General features: G+C 33.6%; 10 protein-coding genes. 2 read left to right on the plus strand and 8 right to left on the minus strand.

What is annotated here, in order from left to right; genetic code table 11:
- Window positions 1–348 precede the first annotated feature (348 nt).
- The 8 genes from BMY96_RS03095 to panC form a co-directional block, all read right to left on the minus strand.
- Entirely contained in the window at window positions 349–6,072 is a 5,724-nt protein-coding gene (locus BMY96_RS03095) for a DUF8693 domain-containing protein (protein WP_092848967.1), read from the minus strand.
- A 91-nt stretch (window positions 6,073–6,163) separates the two neighbouring features.
- On the minus strand, window positions 6,164–10,936 hold the full coding sequence (locus tag BMY96_RS03100; RefSeq protein ID WP_175473501.1) for a DUF8693 domain-containing protein: 4,773 nt from the start codon (window positions 10,934–10,936) through the stop codon (window positions 6,164–6,166).
- A 210-nt stretch (window positions 10,937–11,146) separates the two neighbouring features.
- Complete coding sequence (locus tag BMY96_RS03105) at window positions 11,147–11,455, minus strand: hypothetical protein (protein ID WP_139205205.1); 309 nt, start codon at window positions 11,453–11,455, stop codon at window positions 11,147–11,149.
- A 334-nt stretch (window positions 11,456–11,789) separates the two neighbouring features.
- Window positions 11,790–13,148, minus strand: coding sequence for a DNA repair protein RadA (gene radA / locus BMY96_RS03110; protein ID WP_092848973.1), 1,359 nt, complete (start codon window positions 13,146–13,148; stop codon window positions 11,790–11,792).
- Window positions 13,148–14,299: an alpha/beta hydrolase gene (locus tag BMY96_RS03115; protein ID WP_092848975.1), complete on the minus strand. Its 1,152-nt coding sequence runs from the start codon at window positions 14,297–14,299 to the stop codon at window positions 13,148–13,150. Before BMY96_RS03115 ends, radA begins: the two co-directional genes overlap by 1 nt.
- Before the next feature lie 72 nt (window positions 14,300–14,371).
- Window positions 14,372–15,337 (minus strand): lysylphosphatidylglycerol synthase transmembrane domain-containing protein, encoded by a 966-nt coding sequence (locus BMY96_RS03120; protein WP_092848978.1) that lies wholly within the window; start codon window positions 15,335–15,337, stop codon window positions 14,372–14,374.
- Between the two features lie 3 nt (window positions 15,338–15,340).
- Window positions 15,341–15,691 carry an aspartate 1-decarboxylase gene (panD, locus tag BMY96_RS03125; protein WP_092848979.1) on the minus strand — a complete coding sequence of 117 codons (351 nt, stop codon included), beginning with the start codon at window positions 15,689–15,691 and terminating at the stop codon, window positions 15,341–15,343.
- Between the two features lie 13 nt (window positions 15,692–15,704).
- Window positions 15,705–16,556, minus strand: a complete 852-nt coding sequence (gene panC, locus BMY96_RS03130; RefSeq protein WP_092848981.1) for a pantoate--beta-alanine ligase — start codon at window positions 16,554–16,556, stop codon at window positions 15,705–15,707.
- A 198-nt stretch (window positions 16,557–16,754) separates the two neighbouring features.
- Between panC and BMY96_RS03135 the strand changes: the two genes are divergently transcribed.
- Both BMY96_RS03135 and bamH read left to right on the plus strand, forming a co-directional pair.
- A complete protein-coding gene (locus tag BMY96_RS03135) occupies window positions 16,755–17,573 on the plus strand; it encodes a glycogen/starch synthase (RefSeq protein WP_092848983.1) in 819 nt (272 codons plus the stop codon).
- Window positions 17,574–17,591: 18 nt separating this feature from the next.
- Window positions 17,592–19,277: a BamH family beta-barrel-assembly machinery protein gene (gene bamH / locus BMY96_RS03140; protein WP_092848986.1), complete on the plus strand. Its 1,686-nt coding sequence runs from the start codon at window positions 17,592–17,594 to the stop codon at window positions 19,275–19,277.
- The last annotated feature ends 88 nt before the right edge of the window (window positions 19,278–19,365 follow it).

The raw sequence follows: 19,365 nt of genomic DNA on the forward strand, positions 1-19,365 counted from the left end.
ATGGATTAAATAAATAATATCTTGAGGGAAGATAAATTAATTAAAAGCAAATAGCACTGATAGTTAATTACTGTGTAAAAGTAAAATTTATTCAATTTTTTAGATAAAAATTTAACTGTTTTGCGATTAAATATTAGAAAAAACTGCTAAAACGCATCGATAAAAAATGAAATACATAAAAACAGGATTAACTGCTTTAGTATAACAGTATACCTACCCACTAAAACGGCTTACTAAAACTAAAATCCAATAAAAGACAAATGTTTTATTTAACAATATGTATTTTTGACTTAACAAGTTAATCAAAAAAGATAATCAACGCAGCTTTTTTTTGGTAGTTTAAAGCACTTATCTTACTATTATTTTCTTTACCAACGTGTTGTTAGAATTGGTTCTCATATAAACAATATAGGCTCCTGTAGAAACGTTACTAAATTGCACTCCACTTTCTAAAATATCTATAGTTAAATCCGTCATTTCAAGCACCACTTGACCTCTCATATTTACTAAAGATAGTTTACTAACTGGACTTTCTAGCTTTTTAACAAACAGTGTATTGGTAGAGTTCTTATAGAATATATTGTTTTCAACAAACATTGAATGTTTGATACTTAACACTTCAGATTCATTTTGGAAAACTATTTTAAAGCGTTCATTAAATATGCCTTGCTTTGAAGAAAACGTGTATGGCTTAAAAGTACTTAAATTAAAATAAGCACCCGTTAATTTATCATGAATATATATATTTTGAGTCTCTAAAATGTTTTCTGTTTCAGAAACTCTAATTTCAAAATCATGTGGCCCTGAAGAACTAAAGTTTAATGGCACTATTTTATCTACTGTTATTGGTCCATAAGCTTGAATATTCATTGGCTCACCATTTAACTCTAAATTCAAATCATTATTTTTGGGGTTTGCGTTTTTTGCGTCATAGCCATAATCATAATTATCAGTTGTAAAATCACTAAACCCCAATAATAATTCACGCTTTGTGTTTGGTCCAGATAAGGATTTAAACTCTAATCTAATTTTCTGCATGGTTACCTCTTTATCTTCGCCATTCTTAACTTTAACAAGTTCAGATTTTGTAAATAACGAACCTTGGTCATACGGACCCGTATTTGAGTAACTAGTTTCTTTTATAAACACACGTTGATTATTATTAAACTCTACGGTACCATCAAATGGTAAAACACCATTGTTTTCAATTTCCGCCATAAAACCTTGACCTACTGGCATGTATCTGGTTGGCATTTTAGTTCCTTCTAACCCTCCCGTATCATTTCCTTCTATTCCAATAAATTGGGAAGCTCTTATTGTTCCAGTTTTGTTTACTTGAGCATACCCACCATTATAATCTTTAAGTATATGTGATGCGCCACTCCATTGTTGCCAAAGCTCTACATAGCCATTTATAACCCCTTCATTATCATCAATAAATTTATGTATATCTAAAGCTGATGGGTACGGATTAGCTAGTAAATACGCTGTTTTTGTTACATTTTGAATAGATCCTGTCCCTCCTAAGTCGGCTACATTTACTACAATAGTTCCGTTATTAGGTTTACCGTCAAAAATATACTGTTGCTCTACATCCCCAGATCCTGTTCCTTTTTGGGTATAGCCAACTCCTGGATATATTGCTGCCGAAGTATTAAACTTTTCCCAGTCCCAATAGGTAATACCGTTTTTAAAAGTATACAACCAATAACTGCTAATACTTTCATTACCTGAATAGTTAGATGTAAAACTCATTGCTGTACCAGTTTCGTCCTTTAGCATATTTAAACTAAATGGAGTGTTGTTTGGATTATTACTTGTTGTATTATTATCAATTAAAGCAGTAGACATTGGTACTCCTACTGGTGAACCCCAGTAATTATACCAAAATGGATTACTTGTTCCCTCTTGCCGGCGAAGAATATTACCATTTGTATTGGTAACTAGATCGCTATATTGGGTTTGTATTAATTGAGAATCGTTTAACAAATCTAAAGTACCATTTAACTCAAAATACCACGAGTTTTCTACTTGGTTGTTGCCATTAATTGTTAACGTTTTATCGTTATCAATTATTAATCCTAAAGTTTTTACCTCATGACTTGCAGTTATATCATGTTTTACTTCTACAATGCTCCAATCTTTATTGGTTGCAGCATTTTTTATATCCCACACATCTCCATGCAACCAAGTATTTTGGTTTAACCAATCCCCATCATTTAATGTTATATAAGGCATTGGGGCTGTTTGATCTTGAATAGTTGTAATGTTATGTAGGGTGACGTCATTACCAAAACTAGAATAATCTGTAGTTATATCATTTACAATATCGACCATTGGAAAGTATGCTTTTAGGTTAGACCACGACACTTTTTGGGCGGTTGCTAAATCTTGGATATCTTTTGGAATAACACTTCCTCTTAAATACCCTGAGTTATTTTCTATTTCTTGATATACCATTTGTTGAATTTGATGATCGCTTAAAGCATAATCAAAAATCCTAACTTCATCAATATTACCATTAAAATGCCCTGAGCCAGCTACACTAGTATTTGTTGGATATCTACCTATGGTAAACTCCCTTGTAGCATATATATGAGCAGAACCATTAAAATTTTTAGTAATTAATTCTGAGTTTAGTTGTGTATTGGCTTCACTACCTACTAATTCGCCGTTAAGGTAAAGTTTAACGGTTTGGTCTGCAGAATTAAAAACTCCTGTAACATGATACCATAAATCATTTTCAAGCTTAATATTTAACAATGGGTCTGGCTGTACTTGTATATTATTATCAGGAAAATTATCACTAGCTGTTACTTGGTCTTGTGTTATTACACAAAATGCAGGTGTTCTTCCATTAGTAATAAACAGTCTCATGCTTTCTTGTCCTGCAATACTGTATAAGTTTGGTAAATTACCTGTTGAGGTATGCTCAATTTTAATCCATGCCATTATAGTACCTGCTGTCCAATCAGTTATAAAGGGTGTAGAATCTAAGTAATCGTCTACCCCATCAAAATCTATAGCTCCATTAGCAAAATAAACATCTAATAAATCCCTATAATCTAAGTCGCCACCTAATGCTAAATCCCCATCTGTATCTGGTAAAACTAATACATTTGTTGGGTCTTCTATATCTTCATTTACATCCCACAGGACATCATTAACACTTGTTGTTTCAAAAGAGTTATCTAAACCATCACTATCATTATCTACAAAAGTCATAATAGGCCCAGACATACCGTTCTCATTAATATCCAAAACACCATCTCCATCGGTATCTAAATCTAAATAATCTGGTATGCCATCTGAATCTGTATCTTCAAGGCTTACCAAGCCAGAACCGTACGCTAAATCAATTCCTGTAGTAATATTAGTAGTGCCATCTGGCGGAATATAACCAACTGTTGGTTGTGCTTCAACATTATCAGGAATACCGTCGTTATCCGAATCAATATCTAAATGATCATAAAAACCGTCTCTATCTGAATCTTTAGCCCAAGTCCAAAGTATTGCTCTTACTAATAAATTCTCTCCTACAGCATTTAGCCCTCCATTATAACTGGTATGTGGAACAGCCACTCTTCTTCCAGGAGCTGCTAATGCATTTTCCATGGGTTCATCAACTTCCCATGCTATCATACTTACAGTGCCGTTTGGGTGCGTGCCCAAATGCGTACCAGTTAAAATATTAGCTACAATATAACTACCATCTCCAATATCTAAATCACCTAATGGCAAACCTTGAGTTATAGGGTGGGTATTATTAGTTATATTTATAAGGCTAGAAACTGGCTGCGACTCTACTCCTGTAGTTCCCATAATTTCATCAAATAAAGCATTTTCACTGGTAATAACCCCTTTAGTTGACGTTGCTAAATTAGCAATATTTGCAAATGCAATACCACTATTAACCGTTGGATGAACATAGGTTACCGAAAAATTATCGACATCTTGAGATTGGGTATCGTTAGATATGGTAACAGAAAAACCTAGGTTTATTAACTTATCTATCGTGTTTTGCTGGTCTGATGTAATTAAACCTCTTTTAACCCAAAGCAAGGTTTTAGGATGTTCAACGTTATCTAAAATACCGTCATTATCATCGTCTAAATCGCAATCATTTCCAACACCATCCTTATCGGTATCTATAAAATTTGGATTATTAATATCGCAAGTATTACACTCGTTGGCCTGTTGTGTATTATCAATACTCGTACCAATATTTTGACCACCATTGGCAGCATTAGGTACACCGTTACCGTCTACACCTCCTGTAATTTGATTGTTATTATTTAAATTTGAGTACCCTATTTCGCTGTTTAGGGCATCACCCTCTAAAGCATCCGGACAACCATCGCTATCAGAGTCGGTATCTAATGAGTTTATAATACTGTCTCCATCACTATCTAAACAACCCACTGGCATAAAAGCAACCCCTTCAAACCTGGTAGATACACTAGATACCGTGTTATAAACTACATTAAACGGATATGTAGCGCCTTCTAAATCTATATCAATGTACCACTCTGAATCTCTAATAATAACACCTCCAGAACTGCAATCTAAAACGGTACCTGAAGTTATTACCGATCCGTCTGGGTAATTTAAAATTTCATTTAATGGATCGTTAAGCACTGCAGAAGATCCACCCGGCCAGGTAATAGTAATTTCTTTATTAGCATTTTGAGCACCATAGCTTGAAGAACGCGCATTATTACCTACTTGTAATGAACTTAACTTTCCGTTTTGCGCCTCTTGTAAAACAAAGGCTACATCAAATACATTTCCTGGATTTACATACCCTTCATCCCAAGAAATTAATACCCCATCTGTTACATTTGTAGTATACAAACTAAACTCCACTGGCACAGGATTTCCTGAAGGTATTTCGACTAAAGATGGTGACGATAATGAAAAATCTGAAGACATAACTCCCGATTCGAAGGTCCCAGAAATACTATTGGTTCCTTCACCAGAAACACTGCCTACTAATAATGGTAGTCCACATTCATCTGTATCTAGAATTCCATCATTGTCATCATCTAAATCACAATCGTTCCCATAAGTGTCATTATCAGTATCTACAAACCGTGTACTTGTAGCATTACAAGAATCGCACTCAACGGCTTGCACCGAACTATCTGTAGAAGACACATCGTTTTGTCCTACTGTTCCTGCACCTACAGTTCCAACATTTGTAACTATTGGAATACCATTATCGTTTACTGTTGCATTTATGCTACCATTTAGATTTAAATCTTGAAACTGTAATCCTGCATTGCCCTCTAAAGCGTCTGGACAGCCATCATTATCGCTATCTAAATCTAAATGGTCTGGTATAGTGTCGTTATCTGAATCCTGACTTTTACAAGCTTCAATATAAAATCGAAAATCGTCAATAATGGAATATGTTTCGATAGAACTAGCTTCTTCTCTACCATAAACATAAAACCTAAAGGTATAAACAGTATTTGATTTTAGCCGTATTTCTGGAATGATCATATTATCAAACATGGCATAAATGGTTCCATCATCTACATTATAAATATCTTGAGACAAGGTTGTCCATACTCCAGAACTACCTTCTGAAAATTGCGATGCAGAGTAAAACGAATCTCCTTTTGTAGGTTCGTACCATCCGGTAAATATGTCTTTTAGTATTAAGTTTGATACTTCTGAACTTGTCGTAAAACTCATTTCGACATAATCATTATTAGAAATTGCTTCACTAAAGTTATTAGAGGCTATTGAAGAAAATCTAAGCTGAGTACTCGTACCAGGGCTAAATTTACCAGAATCAAAATTTAAAGACGTTGTTGAAGCTAGTACCCAATCTGTTATTTTAGGATTATCTACCGAATCCATATTTAAATTACCTGGTGGGGTATTAAGCGACCAAACAAATGAACCATTAACAGAGTCTTCAGATTCGTCGCAATCTAGAATACCATCATTATCGTCGTCTAAATCAATAGAATTTATAAAACCATCGGAGTCCTGAGCCCCAAGAACATTTGAGAATAAAAATAAAACAACAAATAACGAGGTTATAAACGAAAAATTTTTCATTGGTTTAAACTTGGAAGTAAAAAAGCTAGGTTTTATTTTAAGAGAATCACTAATAATGATAAAAACACATTGCAAAAAATCTTAAGATATTTTAATTTACTATTATTTTTTTATTCAATACCTCATTAGTTTCTGTTCTTATGTATACAACGTATGCTCCTGTAGAAATCGTATTAAATACTATACCATTTTCTAGTTGCTCAATTGTAACATCTGCCATCTCTAACACTACTTGTCCACGCATATTTATTAACGATAGTTTACTAACGTTACTATTTAACTTTTTAACAAATAATGTATTTGTTTTGTTTTGAAAGTAAACGTAATTCTTTATGGCTATCGCCTCTTCTGTGCTTAAAACTTCTTGTTTGCTTTGAAATACTAATTCAAATCTATTATTAAACACACCTTGCTTTGATGTAAAATTATATTCTTGATTTTTTGTTAAATCGAAGTAAATATCTGTTTCATTATCACGCAAATATATTGCTTGGTCTTCTGGTATATTATCTAATTTCGTTAGTTTAATTTCGAAGGTATTCTCTCCTGAAGACCTAAAGTTAAATGGAACAACTTTTTCTTTGGTTATTGTACCATAAGCTTGAATATGCATATTCTGGCCTTCAAAGTCTAAATTTAAATAATCATGACTTTCTTCCGTGCTTTTTGCATCATATCCATAATCAAAACCGTCTGTAGTAAAGTCACTAAACCCTAGTAATAATTCCTGCCTTGTTTCTGGTCCTTTAACCGTGTTAAATTCTAGTCGAATTTTTTGCATCAAGTTTTCGTCTTCTTTTTGTTTCGAAGCACTAAGTTTTGGTGATTTTTTCGTTGTACTTTTTAAAAATATAGTAGCATCCCCTTCTTTTCTATAAATACGTTGGCCATTATTAAAATTTATTTGAGCGTTATTAGCTACAATTTCTACAACAAACCCTTGCCCAACAGGAAGATATCTTGTAGGTGCCAACGTACCTTCTCTATTTCCTGTATTATCTCCAGAAAGACCAATAAATTGTGAGGCTCTTATAGAACCTGTTTTATTTACTTTGGCATATCCTCCAATATAGTCTGTTAAAACATGAGAGGAACCAGACCATTGTTGCCATATTTGTACAAAGCCTCCGCTTGGAGAATTTTCGTCGCCTATAACACCTATATTATCATCTATAAACTTATGAATATCTATTGCCGATGGATAAGGATTTCCAAGTAAGTAGCCTGTCCTAGATACATCTGAAACTGAGCCCGGTCCTCCTACATCGTCTACCTCTACTAAAATTGTGCCATTATTTGGTTTTCCATCAAATATATATTGTTGTTCTGCACCACCATTTCCTGTTCCTTTTTGGGTATAACCAATACCTGGTTGTAAAGGTGTACTTGGAGAAAGGGCGGTCCAATTCCAGTAGCTTAAACCGTTTTGATAGGTATATAACCAATAGGTACTTATTTTTCCAATCTCATTATAAGTATTTGTAAAAGAAAATAAGGTACCACGATCGTCTTTTATGGTGTTTAACATAAAAGATGTATTATTAGGGTTATTAACTCCTTCTTCGTTATCGGTAAAAGCAGTTGTAACGTTTGTTTCTAGTGGAGAACCCACTGGGGACGACCAATAGTTATATCTAAATGGACTGGCTGTCCCTTCTTGCCGGCGTAATATATTTCCTTGTGCTGAGGTAACTAAATCGCTAGAAGTACCCTGTACTAATTGAGAATCTCCTAACAAATTTAAAGTACCGTTTAGCTCTAAATACCAACTATTATTTACTTCATTATCAGGTGCAACTTCCAAAGTTTTATTTTCATCTATAAATAAGCCCAAATTCTTTACCGAGTGATCTGCATTTACATCATGCTTTATATGGACTATACTCCAATCTTTATTGGTTGCCGTGTCTTCAATATCCCAAACGTCTCCATGTAACCAAGTACTTTCATCTGTCCAGTTACCATCACTAACACTTTCATATGGCATTGGCGCTGTTTGTTCTTGTACTGTTGTTATATTATTTAATAAAACATCTCTATTATTACCCGAATAATCTAAAGTAGCAGAATTTACTATATTAGTCATTGGGTAATAAGCTAAAAGCGTGCTCCAATTTATTTTAAGTCCCGTTACATCATCTTCAATATCTTTATTAATAACAGTTCCTTTTACAAAGCCAGAGTTATTTTCGATTTCTTGATATACCATACGTTGAATTTGAGTTTCGGTTAAAGCTTTATTAAAAACTCTTACCTCATCAATTTCTCCATTAAAATATTCCTGATTTGAAACATTTCTAGACAAACGCCCTATTTCGAAATCACCTGTCCAACTAGCGGTACACAAAATGGTTTGTCCTATTTGGCTTGTATTTATAGACGAGGTTGACCTCTCTCCATCTATATATATTGTCTGTTCTCCTGTTACGCCATTAAACACTCCTGTAATATGATGCCACTCATTATAATTTACATGTACCCCGTTTGTTGCTCTAGTAGAGCCTGCTGTAGTACGTGTACCAAACATAAACCTATTACCATTTTGAACATATATTCTACACGAAATGTCTTCTCCTGCAATAGTAACACTAGAAACTCCTGCATTTGATGGATCTATTTTCACCCAGGCCATCAAAGTCACTTCATTTAATCCATTAAGAATAGAATCTCCAGATAAATAGTCGTCTACACCATCAAAATCTAAGTGTACAGGGGGTAATGGACAACTTTCAAAATCAATTGATAATTCTTGTGTTCTACAGCCATCATTAGTAGATGCTATTATGGTATACACACCATAATCACTATTACTTACTGTGCCAATTATAGCCCTAGGATCGTTACCATTAAAAGTTGATCCATCAGGAAAACTCCAATCATAATTTACACCATTATAGGCTCTTAAATAAAAGGGAAATGATTCACCTAAAGGCGCACACGTTTCTCCTTGAAATTCTAGACCTAAACCTACCGCTACAGGACTTACTTGGGCAGAACTTGAATTACCACAGTTATCTTCTATTCGTACTGTATAAGCTAATGCAGCATCTTGATTATTAAAGTAGCACTCTGTACTTGTAGCTAAAATTTGGTTGTTTGCTGTATTTATTAAACTATAGGAAAAAGGGCCTACACCGCCTTCTGTAACTCCCGAAATTGTAACCAGTCCATTATTTGCACAAGTATAACTACTTAATGGTGTTAATCTAGGCTGTTCATAAGCTTCCACAGTAAAAGGTTCAGAATCTATTCCACATCCTGAAAAAAAGTCGTACTCTATATAATACTCTCCTGGAGCAACATTACTAAAGGTAGCTGGCCCAAAAAAGGCAGCTGCAGACCCCCTTTGGATGCCCGTACTTACATCTCTTAATCTATATCGTCTAAATCCAAATCCTCCACTGGTATTTGTGGTTGTATTAACTTGAACACTATGATCGTTTACGCAGCCTTGAACAACACTTATATCAAAAGTAACATCTAAAGCATCTGCTTCTTCAAACTCAAAAGCATGTGTATCGGTATTACCACAAGCATCAGTAGCTGTTACCACGTAATTACCAACTGTAAGTTCATTAAAAACGTTTCCGTTTTTTGGCCCTGGATCGCCCATAAAGCTTGCAGGCACTGTAGTTAATTCAAACGAAACAGGACCTGGGGCATCATTACTATTATAAGATATAACAACAGACCCCAGACCTACATTACATGTATCTCCTTCTGCATCCGTACTTGGGTCTATTTCCACTGCGGCAAATGTTTCATTATTTGCACCTGAAAATACAGATCCGCAACTATCTGTTACTGTATATTCATAGTCTCCAAACGGCAAATCATCAAAATCGCCAGTGGTATTAGTTAAGGGACCAGTATATCCAGCTGGTGTATTTGTTAAGGTATATGTATAAGGCCCATACATCCATCTAGGGTTTAAACTTAAATCAAAACCAGCACAACCTTTATCTAAAACGAAAAAGGATACTCCGTTAGTAGGGTTGTTATAGGTATATGTATCTGTTTGCCCACAATTACCTGTAACAGAGAAAGTATATGGTGCTTGATTAATTGGTAATGTAAAATTACCTGTAGTATTAGAGGATGCATAACCACTAGGTGCACCTCCTACTATTTCGTAAGTATAACTACCGCTTCCAAAAACGTCTACACTATAAATAGCTTCTGTACAGGAAATTCTATTTACTCCATTACCTCTTAAATTTACACTGGGGGATGATGAGGTATTTATTCTTCGATTTCTTGTTTGAAAGTCTCCACAAACATCAAAAACTCTAATTCTGTAGTCTCCAGAAGGAAGATTATTAAAGGTGTAATTAGCACTTGAATCACTTATTGGAACCGTGGTAGTTCCTATGGGGCCATCTATAATTTGGTATTGATATGGACCAACACCATCTAAAACATTAACAGATATAGACCCATTACTTTCACCTGGACAACTAGGTGCTGTAGAACTTGTTGTAAAGTTTAGCAGCTCTGTTTCATCCAATACAGTTACACTACCAGTAAATGAAGGGTTTGAAGGGTCTCCAGCATCTTCAACCGTTACTTCATAGGTCCCTGGATATAAATCTATAAACGTAAATGTAGATTCATGAAATTGATTTGGAAAAGGATACGTTTGCCCATTACTAGTTGGACCATTTGTTATTGTAAAAATATATAAACTTGGGTTAATATTGCTTCCCGTGGCTGTTACGGTTATTGTACCGTTATTAGAACATGTTGCCGCAGAGGAGCTGGTGCTTCCATTAACATTATATAGCTCAAGATTTGATATCGTTGTAGAAAAAGACGAACTCACAAAAGAAAATAGAAAAAAACTTAGAAATAATATTTTTTTCAATAACATATACTTTTTTTTCATAACTAATAAGTTAGTAGGTTAACTCTATAATTTAGACACATAATACAAAATAACGTCACTTCTACCCGACGCCGATTCGATTTAAAATTCATTTAGTATAAAACGGTTTCATTTTATTACATTATTAAACAATAGCTGCTTTTCACCAAAACCACTACAACATGTTGGCAAATGTTCTATATAAAACTTTTATAATGTGACATTTAAATAAATAAAGGTTTTTAGCTTATGTCTATTATTACACTTTATATCTAAAAAATATACACCACCAACAACGCCTTTTTTATGTAAACGCACCCTATCATATACTCTAAAAATAAAATTTATAATACTACTTTTAGAAGCACTTTTTATTGAGGCAGTGTATTTTAAAACTGCACTCGTAGCGCTCCTATATAGCAGTATCTCGTTTTTAGTTGAAAGCCCACTATTTTGAATGTACGCTTTAAAAAAGATAAGACATAAGTCTAGCTTAGAAAAAAGTACATCTTTTTTCATTTTATTAGGTATAAGACTTTTTATATAAAATTTTAAACTCAACATCGTACTCAAAATGTAAAATAGCAAAACAACTTAGAGTAAGAGATTACATTAATCTTGCTCTTGGTTATTTAAGATTTATACATTAATTTTTCTGAAATTGATTCTTGAGGGAAGAACAATTCATGGTAACAAATTGCAAAATACTGCGACTCCAACAATTTACTCTAACAAACCTAGGATAATTAATTGAAACGAACTAAAAAAACGTCCGAAAACCTAAAAAATAATCCACAAAGCGTACATTTATATCGACGAAATACATGTTTTGGTAGTAAAATTATGATTTTTACTATATTATAAAAGCTACTAAATCTTCTATCTTAGAAATCAATTGAACCTTAATAAGTGTGTTTTTAAGTGCGATTTTATTGTATTTTGAAACGAAAATAGTAGAAAAACCAAGTTTTTCTGCTTCCAAAATACGTTGCTCTATACGTTGTACTGGTCTAATTTCTCCGGAGAGTCCAACCTCGGCTGCAAAGCAATAATCATTTTGAAGCGACACATCTTCATTTGAAGATAAAATAGACGCTACAACAGCTAAATCTATAGCAGGATCGTCGACAGTAATACCTCCAGTTATGTTTAAAAATACATCTTTAGCCCCTAAACGAAAACCTGCACGTTTTTCTAAAACAGCTAATAACATATTTAGTCGTTTGGCGTTAAAACCTGTAGCACTACGTTGTGGAGTTCCATACACTGCTGTACTAACTAAGGCTTGCACCTCTATCATGAGTGGTCGCATACCTTCTAAAGTGGCTGCTATAGCATTACCAGAAAGCTCTTTGTCCTTTTTTGAAATTAAAATTTCAGATGGATTTGAAACCTCTCGCAAACCAGACCCTTGCATTTCATAAATGCCTAACTCGTTGGTAGATCCAAAACGATTTTTATGCGCCCTTAAAATTCTAAATACATGATTTCTATCACCTTCAAATTGCAAAACAGTATCGACCATGTGTTCTAAAATTTTTGGACCAGCAATATTTCCATCTTTAGTTATATGTCCAATTAACAGCACAGGCGTTGCAGTTTCCTTAGCAAATTTTATAAGTTCTGTAGTACATTCTTTAATTTGCGAAATACTACCTGCCGAAGACTCCACATAATCACTATGTAAGGTTTGAATAGAATCAATAATTACAATATCTGGATTTAAAGCTTCAATTTGCTTAAATATATTCTGCGTTTTTGTTTCTGTTAAAATATAACAGTTACTATTATTAGGGTTAATACGCTCTGCACGCATTTTTATTTGTTTTTGGCTTTCTTCGCCAGAAACATACAGTGTTCTATACGGCAATTTCAAGGATACTTGTAGCAAAAGTGTACTTTTACCAATACCAGGCTCACCTCCTAATAGGGTTAACGATCCAGAAACAATACCACCACCTAAAACACGATTAAATTCGCCATCAAAAGTATCTAATCGGGCTTCCTTTGAAGAATCGATTTCATTTATTAATAAAGGAACCGATGCCTTTTTTACTGCGCTTGTTGGTGTTTTCCAATCGCTTTTCTCTGGTTTTTGAATGAGCTCCTCTACAATGGTATTCCATTCTTTACAGGCATTGCATTGCCCTTGCCATTTAGCGTATTGAGTACCACAATTTTGACAAAAAAAAGTTGTTTTTACTTTAGCCATTAATACCCAAAATCTGATTTTATTAAATCTGCTTTTTCCAGCATTAAATCCTTTGTAAGTCCCGCAATTTCCTCTAAGGTATAGGCCGATTGATAGGTGCGCATAGCCTTTTTAGGCTCGCCCGTTTCTTCGTAAAAACGCGCAATATAATAAGTGCCTAAAAGCGTCTCTGGGTAAGCTTTTCTTGCCATTTTACCTAACTCCTCGTAGTATTCGTATAATTCGTTTTTTTCGATGGCTGCAGAAATGGCTTTAAAATCGTTTAGTAAAATCTTTTTGTCTATTCCGAATAAATCTGAAATTGACTGATATTTTTCTTGAAGATACACTACTGGCGAAATCTCTAATTCCAGAATAACCTCTTTATACTCCTTTTTAGAAATAGGCTGAAACACTTTAAAAATGCCCTCTATAGCACTTGGTATAGCATGGGTTGGTACCGAATAATGCGATGGGCCATCAAAACTATCAAAACTGAAATCTACATTATCATTATCAATACCGGATAGATCTGTATTTAGTGCTTCAGTCATTTCTTTTACAGATTTCGCATCGTTATTAGTATTTGCTAAATAGTAAAACGTTTTAGTTTGAGTTTTAGCCAAGGCTTCTGGAAGATACTCTATCATTTGTGGCGCTAAATTTGGGCTTACAGAAATATAAGCTTTAAATAAGGGCTGTGGTTTTAATAAGTAATAGTTAATAAAATTAGCCGTTTCGCCATGTCCAACAGCAACCCTAAAATTACCTACTCTGTATTTTTTTTCTAAATGAGCCATTAATTCCATGCCTATAAACTCGAAAAAAGCGGCACCCGTTTCAATAGGTAACGAGTTTTGTTCAGAGTATAAGCAATCGTCAAACCGTTTACCGCCTTGATTAACTCCAACTACAATAGCTTCGGGCATATCTTCCCAGTAAGAAAAATAATCAACATTTCCCGCTACGGCTTCAAACATATAATCTCCATCTAACACAACAAATACTGGATATGTTTTTTTGGTATCTGAATTATAACCTCTAGGTAATTGCACTTTAATTTGGCGCTCTTCTCCTAATTTTAACGAATTAATTGTTTCGTACTTAACTTGTGCTTCTAATAGATTACTAGCTACAACCAATAACAAAAAGAAAGTAATAGTCTTTTTCATTTTAAAAAGATTTGAGATTTAATAATGGCAAGGTAAGAAATTATAAAGAGAGAATAAAGGCAAATTCTAAGCCTAGGCTGACTCTTTGTTTCGGTTAAAAATAGGTAAATAGATAAGCGAAAACCCGCCAAAAACAATAATTAACAAGGTTTGGGCCGACCAAATTATCCAACCTAAAGCACGACTAGGGTCTTCGGGAATAAAAAACAAAGAGGTAAACACTAAAACAATGGCTTCTGGATATGAACCTATACCACCATTTGTTGCAGCAATACTAAAACTAGCTGCTATAAACCCAATTAAAACCGCTGCAAATGGAATATCACTCATTTCTTGTACCGAAAATGTTGTTACATAAAACATAAGCACATACATGGTCCAGATAAATAGTGTATGAAAAATAAAGGCCCATTTTTTCTTCATTTTAAAAATACTTAAAACACCTTCAACCAATCCACTAACAAAACCTTTAATTTTTAAAGCTATTTTAGAAGTACTTCTATTTACAAATCTTAAAAACAGAAATACTACAACCAAAAGCACAGCAAAAGCCATTACTATTTTGGTTGGGTTAAATTTTTCTACTAAAAAGCCATATATAAAATCGAACTGAAGAAAAAGCGTTACAGCTATTATACCAAGCATCACAATTAAATCGGCAAGACGTTCGGCAACAATAGTTCCAAAACCTTTCTCAAAAGGAACACCTTCGTAATTTGTTAGTATTGATGCCCTTGCAACCTCGCCAGCTCTAGGAATGGTATAATTTATTAAATAGGTGGCAAAAACAGCCATAATACTATTACCAAACTTTATTTTATAACCTAAAGGCTCTAACTGAAACTGCCAACGGTAAGCTCTAGACAAATGACTAAGCAACCCAAAGAACATCCCTAAAACAATATAAGTGTATTCTGCTTTTTTAAAATACTTTATTAATTCGCTAATAGAAATTTGTGATAGAGAATACCAAACTAAAAAAACTCCCAATAATAATGGGAGTGCAATTTTTAATATGTTCTTTGTTTTTTTTTTCAATAGCTATTTTAATAGATTAGTTGCCTCGTCTGGGAATACTAAAGAGGGTTTAAAAACCTTAGCCTCTTCAATATCCATAAAAGCATAGGTAATAAGAATTAATGTATCGCCCACCGCTACTTTTCTAGCCGCAGCCCCGTTTAAAGTTATTTCTCCACTATGTCTAGGCCCAGGTATACAATAGGTTTCTAAGCGCTCGCCATTGTCGTTATTAACAATTTGTACTTTCTCGCCTTGAATAATATTGGCAGCGTCCATTAAGTCTTCGTCAATAGTAATACTACCTATATAGTTAAGTTCTGCACCTGTGCATTTAACTCTATGAATCTTAGATTTTACGACTTGAATTTGCATATTACAAAGGTAATTAATTTAAAGCGATATTATCAATAAGTCTAATATCGTTAGCATATACAGCTATAAATGCTCTATATTTTTTGGTTTTAGATTTTCGTTTTACTGGTTTTAAGGTATCGATGTCTGATATTAAAAAATATTCTAATTCAAGGATATCATGTTTATCAAACTGCTCATAAACCCATTCCGTTACTTTAGTAGCACTTTTTGTGCCAAATTTTTCTTTGGCAGCTTTTAAGGTTTTATAAATAAAAGGCGCAGCCTCCTTATACTCCGGACTAAGCCTTGTATTGCGGGAACTCATGGCTAACCCATTAGATTCTCTATGAATTTCGCAACCCACAATTTGCACAGGTATATCGTGCTTTTCAACTAATTTTTTAATAATCGCTAACTGCTGAAAATCTTTTTCTCCAAAATAAGCCCTATGAGGTTTTACAATATCGAAAAAACGTTTTACAATAGTCCCCACGCCATCAAAATGACCATGCCTAAACCTGCCTTCCATTTCAAACTCCAACCCGTCGAAATCGAAATTTTGAGACACCGTATTACCGCCATACATATCCTCTACCGTAGGCGCATAAACCACTATGCTATTTGGGCTTACAGTTTTTAACAAAGCCACATCTTGCTCCAATGTTCTAGGATATTTTAGCAAATCGTCTTTATTATCAAACTGTGTAGGATTTACAAAAATACTAACCACAACCTTATCATTTTCTGCTAATGCTTTTTTAACTAATTGCAAATGTCCTTCATGCAACGCGCCCATAGTGGGCACCATACCAACGGTTAGCTTTTTAGCCTTAAAACCATCAATAGCACATGTAATTTGTTGTTTATCTGAGTAAATTTCCACTATTTAATAAAAAATTAACGGGTGCAAACTTAAGATTTTACAAGCAATTAGCATAAAATTTTGTACTTTTGCGTGTTTTTTATTTTGAAATTTCAAAAGAAGAACCACTTTGCGGCAGGCTTTTTAAAGTTCTCATTTCAAAAAAAGAAAACACTAATTGCTATTATAGAGCTATTTTAAGTCAACAAAAACAAACATATGAAAGATAAGAGGATATTATATGTATCATCTGAAGTAGTACCTTATTTACCAGAAACCGAGATTTCTTCAGCTTCTTTTGAAGCACCGAGATTGGTAAATCAACAAGGCGGTCAAATAAGAATTTTTATGCCTAGATATGGAAACATTAACGAAAGAAGGCATCAATTACACGAAGTTATCCGATTATCAGGTATAAATTTAGTGATTAACGATTTAGATATGCCTCTTATTATAAAAGTGGCTTCTATACCAAAAGAGCGTATTCAGGTATATTTTATTGATAACGATGAGTATTTTAAAAGAAAAGCCACATTAACAGATGAAGATGGTAAACTGTTTTCTGATAACGATGAGCGCGCTATTTTCTTTGCCAAAGGTGTTATTGAAACTGTTAAAAAATTAAACTGGGCACCAGATATTATTCACGTTCATGGTTGGCTAGCCTCTTTATTGCCACTTTACCTAAAACAATACTACAAAGACGAACCTTTATTTAACGAAAGTAAAATAGTTACCTCTATTTACAATCAAAGCTTTGAAGGTACGTTAAATACAGATATGGTTAATAAAATTAAGTTTGATAATATTGAAGAGGATGCTATAAAAACCTTAGTAGAGCCATCATACAATAGCTTAATGAAAGTGGCTATTGATTACTCTGATGCTTTAATTGTAGGCTCTGAAAACATTCCTGAAGAATTAGACACTTATTTAAAAGCCGCAGACAAACCTATTTTAGAATATAAAAGTAAAGATGAATTTGGCGAAGCTTATACTACTTTTTTTAACGAAAGTGTTTTAGGCAGTTCCAATTAATTCATTAAGTATTACTATATGAAAAACACATTTAAAGCCCTTAAAATTACCTTCTTTTCACTTTTATTCTTAACTTCTTTGGTAGGATGCGAAAAAGATTTTAGTATTATAGAAAGCGATGTACTCGGGGAAGGAAACGCAAATTTTTTAACTAGCACAGACTCTATACCGGTAATAGCCTATAATAAAAAACTAAACGCACTACAGGTTAACAATCTAGAATCCAATTTGTTAGGTGTTTTTAAAGATCCAGAATACGGAACCACTACAGCTAGCATCGTAACACAATTAGAACCCGTTTTAGAGGATGTAGACTTTGGTCTTAACCCTGTTGTAGAACAAGTAGTAATTAATATCCCATATTTTAGTACACCTATTGGCATTGATGATAATGGTAATACTACATACCAATTGGATTCGGTTTACGGCAACACCACCAAACCCATAAAATTATCCATCTACAGAAGCAACTATTTTTTAAATGATACCGATGCTTCTGGCCAAGAAATAACTACGCAAAATTTTTACTCGAATGCTTCTAGCACAACAAACTCAGTGTTTAATGGAAGAACAACCATTAATTTTGACGACCATATCCTTGAAGAAATTTTATCGGAAAACACCTTTACGCCAAGTAGCGCTGCAACCGTAGTAATAACAAATGAAGGTGCAGATAATGAAACCAGAACCTATTCGGAACCGGCTTTTAGAAAAGAATTAGATAATGAGTTTTGGCAAAATACAATAGTTGCAAAAAGTGGAGAATTAGAACTAAGTAACGAAAATCAATTTAAAAACTACTTTCGAGGGCTATATTTTAAAGCAGAACCTATAGATGACACTAACGACGGAAGCATGTTTTTAGTTAATTTAGAATCTACAAACGCTACCATTACCATAACTTATGCAAATGGAGAAGATAATGCAAGAGTTGATAACACGTACACTTTAAGATTTACAGGAAATAAATTAAATACTTTTATAAACGATTTTGAAACTACGCTAGTTGATGGCGATAACGTTAATGGAGATACAAACCTATATTTAAAAGGAATGGAAGGCTCTATGGCCGTTGTAGATTTATTTGGAACAGAAGATCTTGACGGAAATTCTATACCAGATAATTTAGATACACTATTAAAAACGTATAGAAAAACAGATGAAAATGGCGACTTTATTAAAGATGAAGACAACAATTACGTTTTAAAAAGGCTAATTAACGAAGCGCATTTAGAAATATACGAAAATGACTCTAAAGTTATAAATACATTAAACGATAATGGTGATGAATATCACAAATATGATCGTATCTATGCCTACGATATTAAGAACAACATCCCAACAATTGATTATTTAGTAGACCCTACCGAAAGTAACAACGCACTTAATTCTAAAATTATAAGCCTAGGTCAAAGAAATATAACAAGTAATCAAGAAGTTAATTACAAAGTACGACTAACAGAGCACCTAAATAATATTATTCAAAACGATTCTACCAATTACAACATTGGATTGGTAATTTCTAACAATGTTAATTATACTAATAATTCCGAGATTTTAAATAGTTCAGATAATATAACCTCTGTTCCTTCAGCTTCAATTATAACACCACGAGGAACAATATTATACGGTAGCAATAACACTTTAGAGGAAAACAAAAGACTAAAATTAAAAATATTTTTTACCGAAATCAAAGTGAATTAACAAATAATAAACCATCAACATTGATTTTAAACGTGAAAATAGATTAGTTCACATAATAATTATCTTTTATAAATATATATTTTCCATA

Origin of the sequence: Algibacter pectinivorans (assembly GCF_900112595.1) — a bacterium.
Lineage (GTDB): Bacteria > Bacteroidota > Bacteroidia > Flavobacteriales > Flavobacteriaceae > Algibacter_B > Algibacter_B pectinivorans.

Bases quoted from the DNA above. Each gene is read 5' to 3' on its own strand.
- BMY96_RS03095 (WP_092848967.1), bottom strand. From the start codon at position 6,072: ATGAAAAATTTTTCGTTTATAACCTCGTTATTTGTTGTTTTATTTTTA.
- BMY96_RS03105 (WP_139205205.1), bottom strand. From the start codon at position 11,455: ATGAAAAAAGATGTACTTTTTTCTAAGCTAGACTTATGTCTTATCTTT.
- radA (WP_092848973.1), bottom strand. From the start codon at position 13,148: ATGGCTAAAGTAAAAACAACTTTTTTTTGTCAAAATTGTGGTACTCAA.
- BMY96_RS03115 (WP_092848975.1), bottom strand. From the start codon at position 14,299: ATGAAAAAGACTATTACTTTCTTTTTGTTATTGGTTGTAGCTAGTAAT.
- panD (WP_092848979.1), bottom strand. From the start codon at position 15,691: ATGCAAATTCAAGTCGTAAAATCTAAGATTCATAGAGTTAAATGCACA.
- BMY96_RS03135 (WP_092848983.1), top strand. From the start codon at position 16,755: ATGAAAGATAAGAGGATATTATATGTATCATCTGAAGTAGTACCTTAT.
- bamH (WP_092848986.1), top strand. From the start codon at position 17,592: ATGAAAAACACATTTAAAGCCCTTAAAATTACCTTCTTTTCACTTTTA.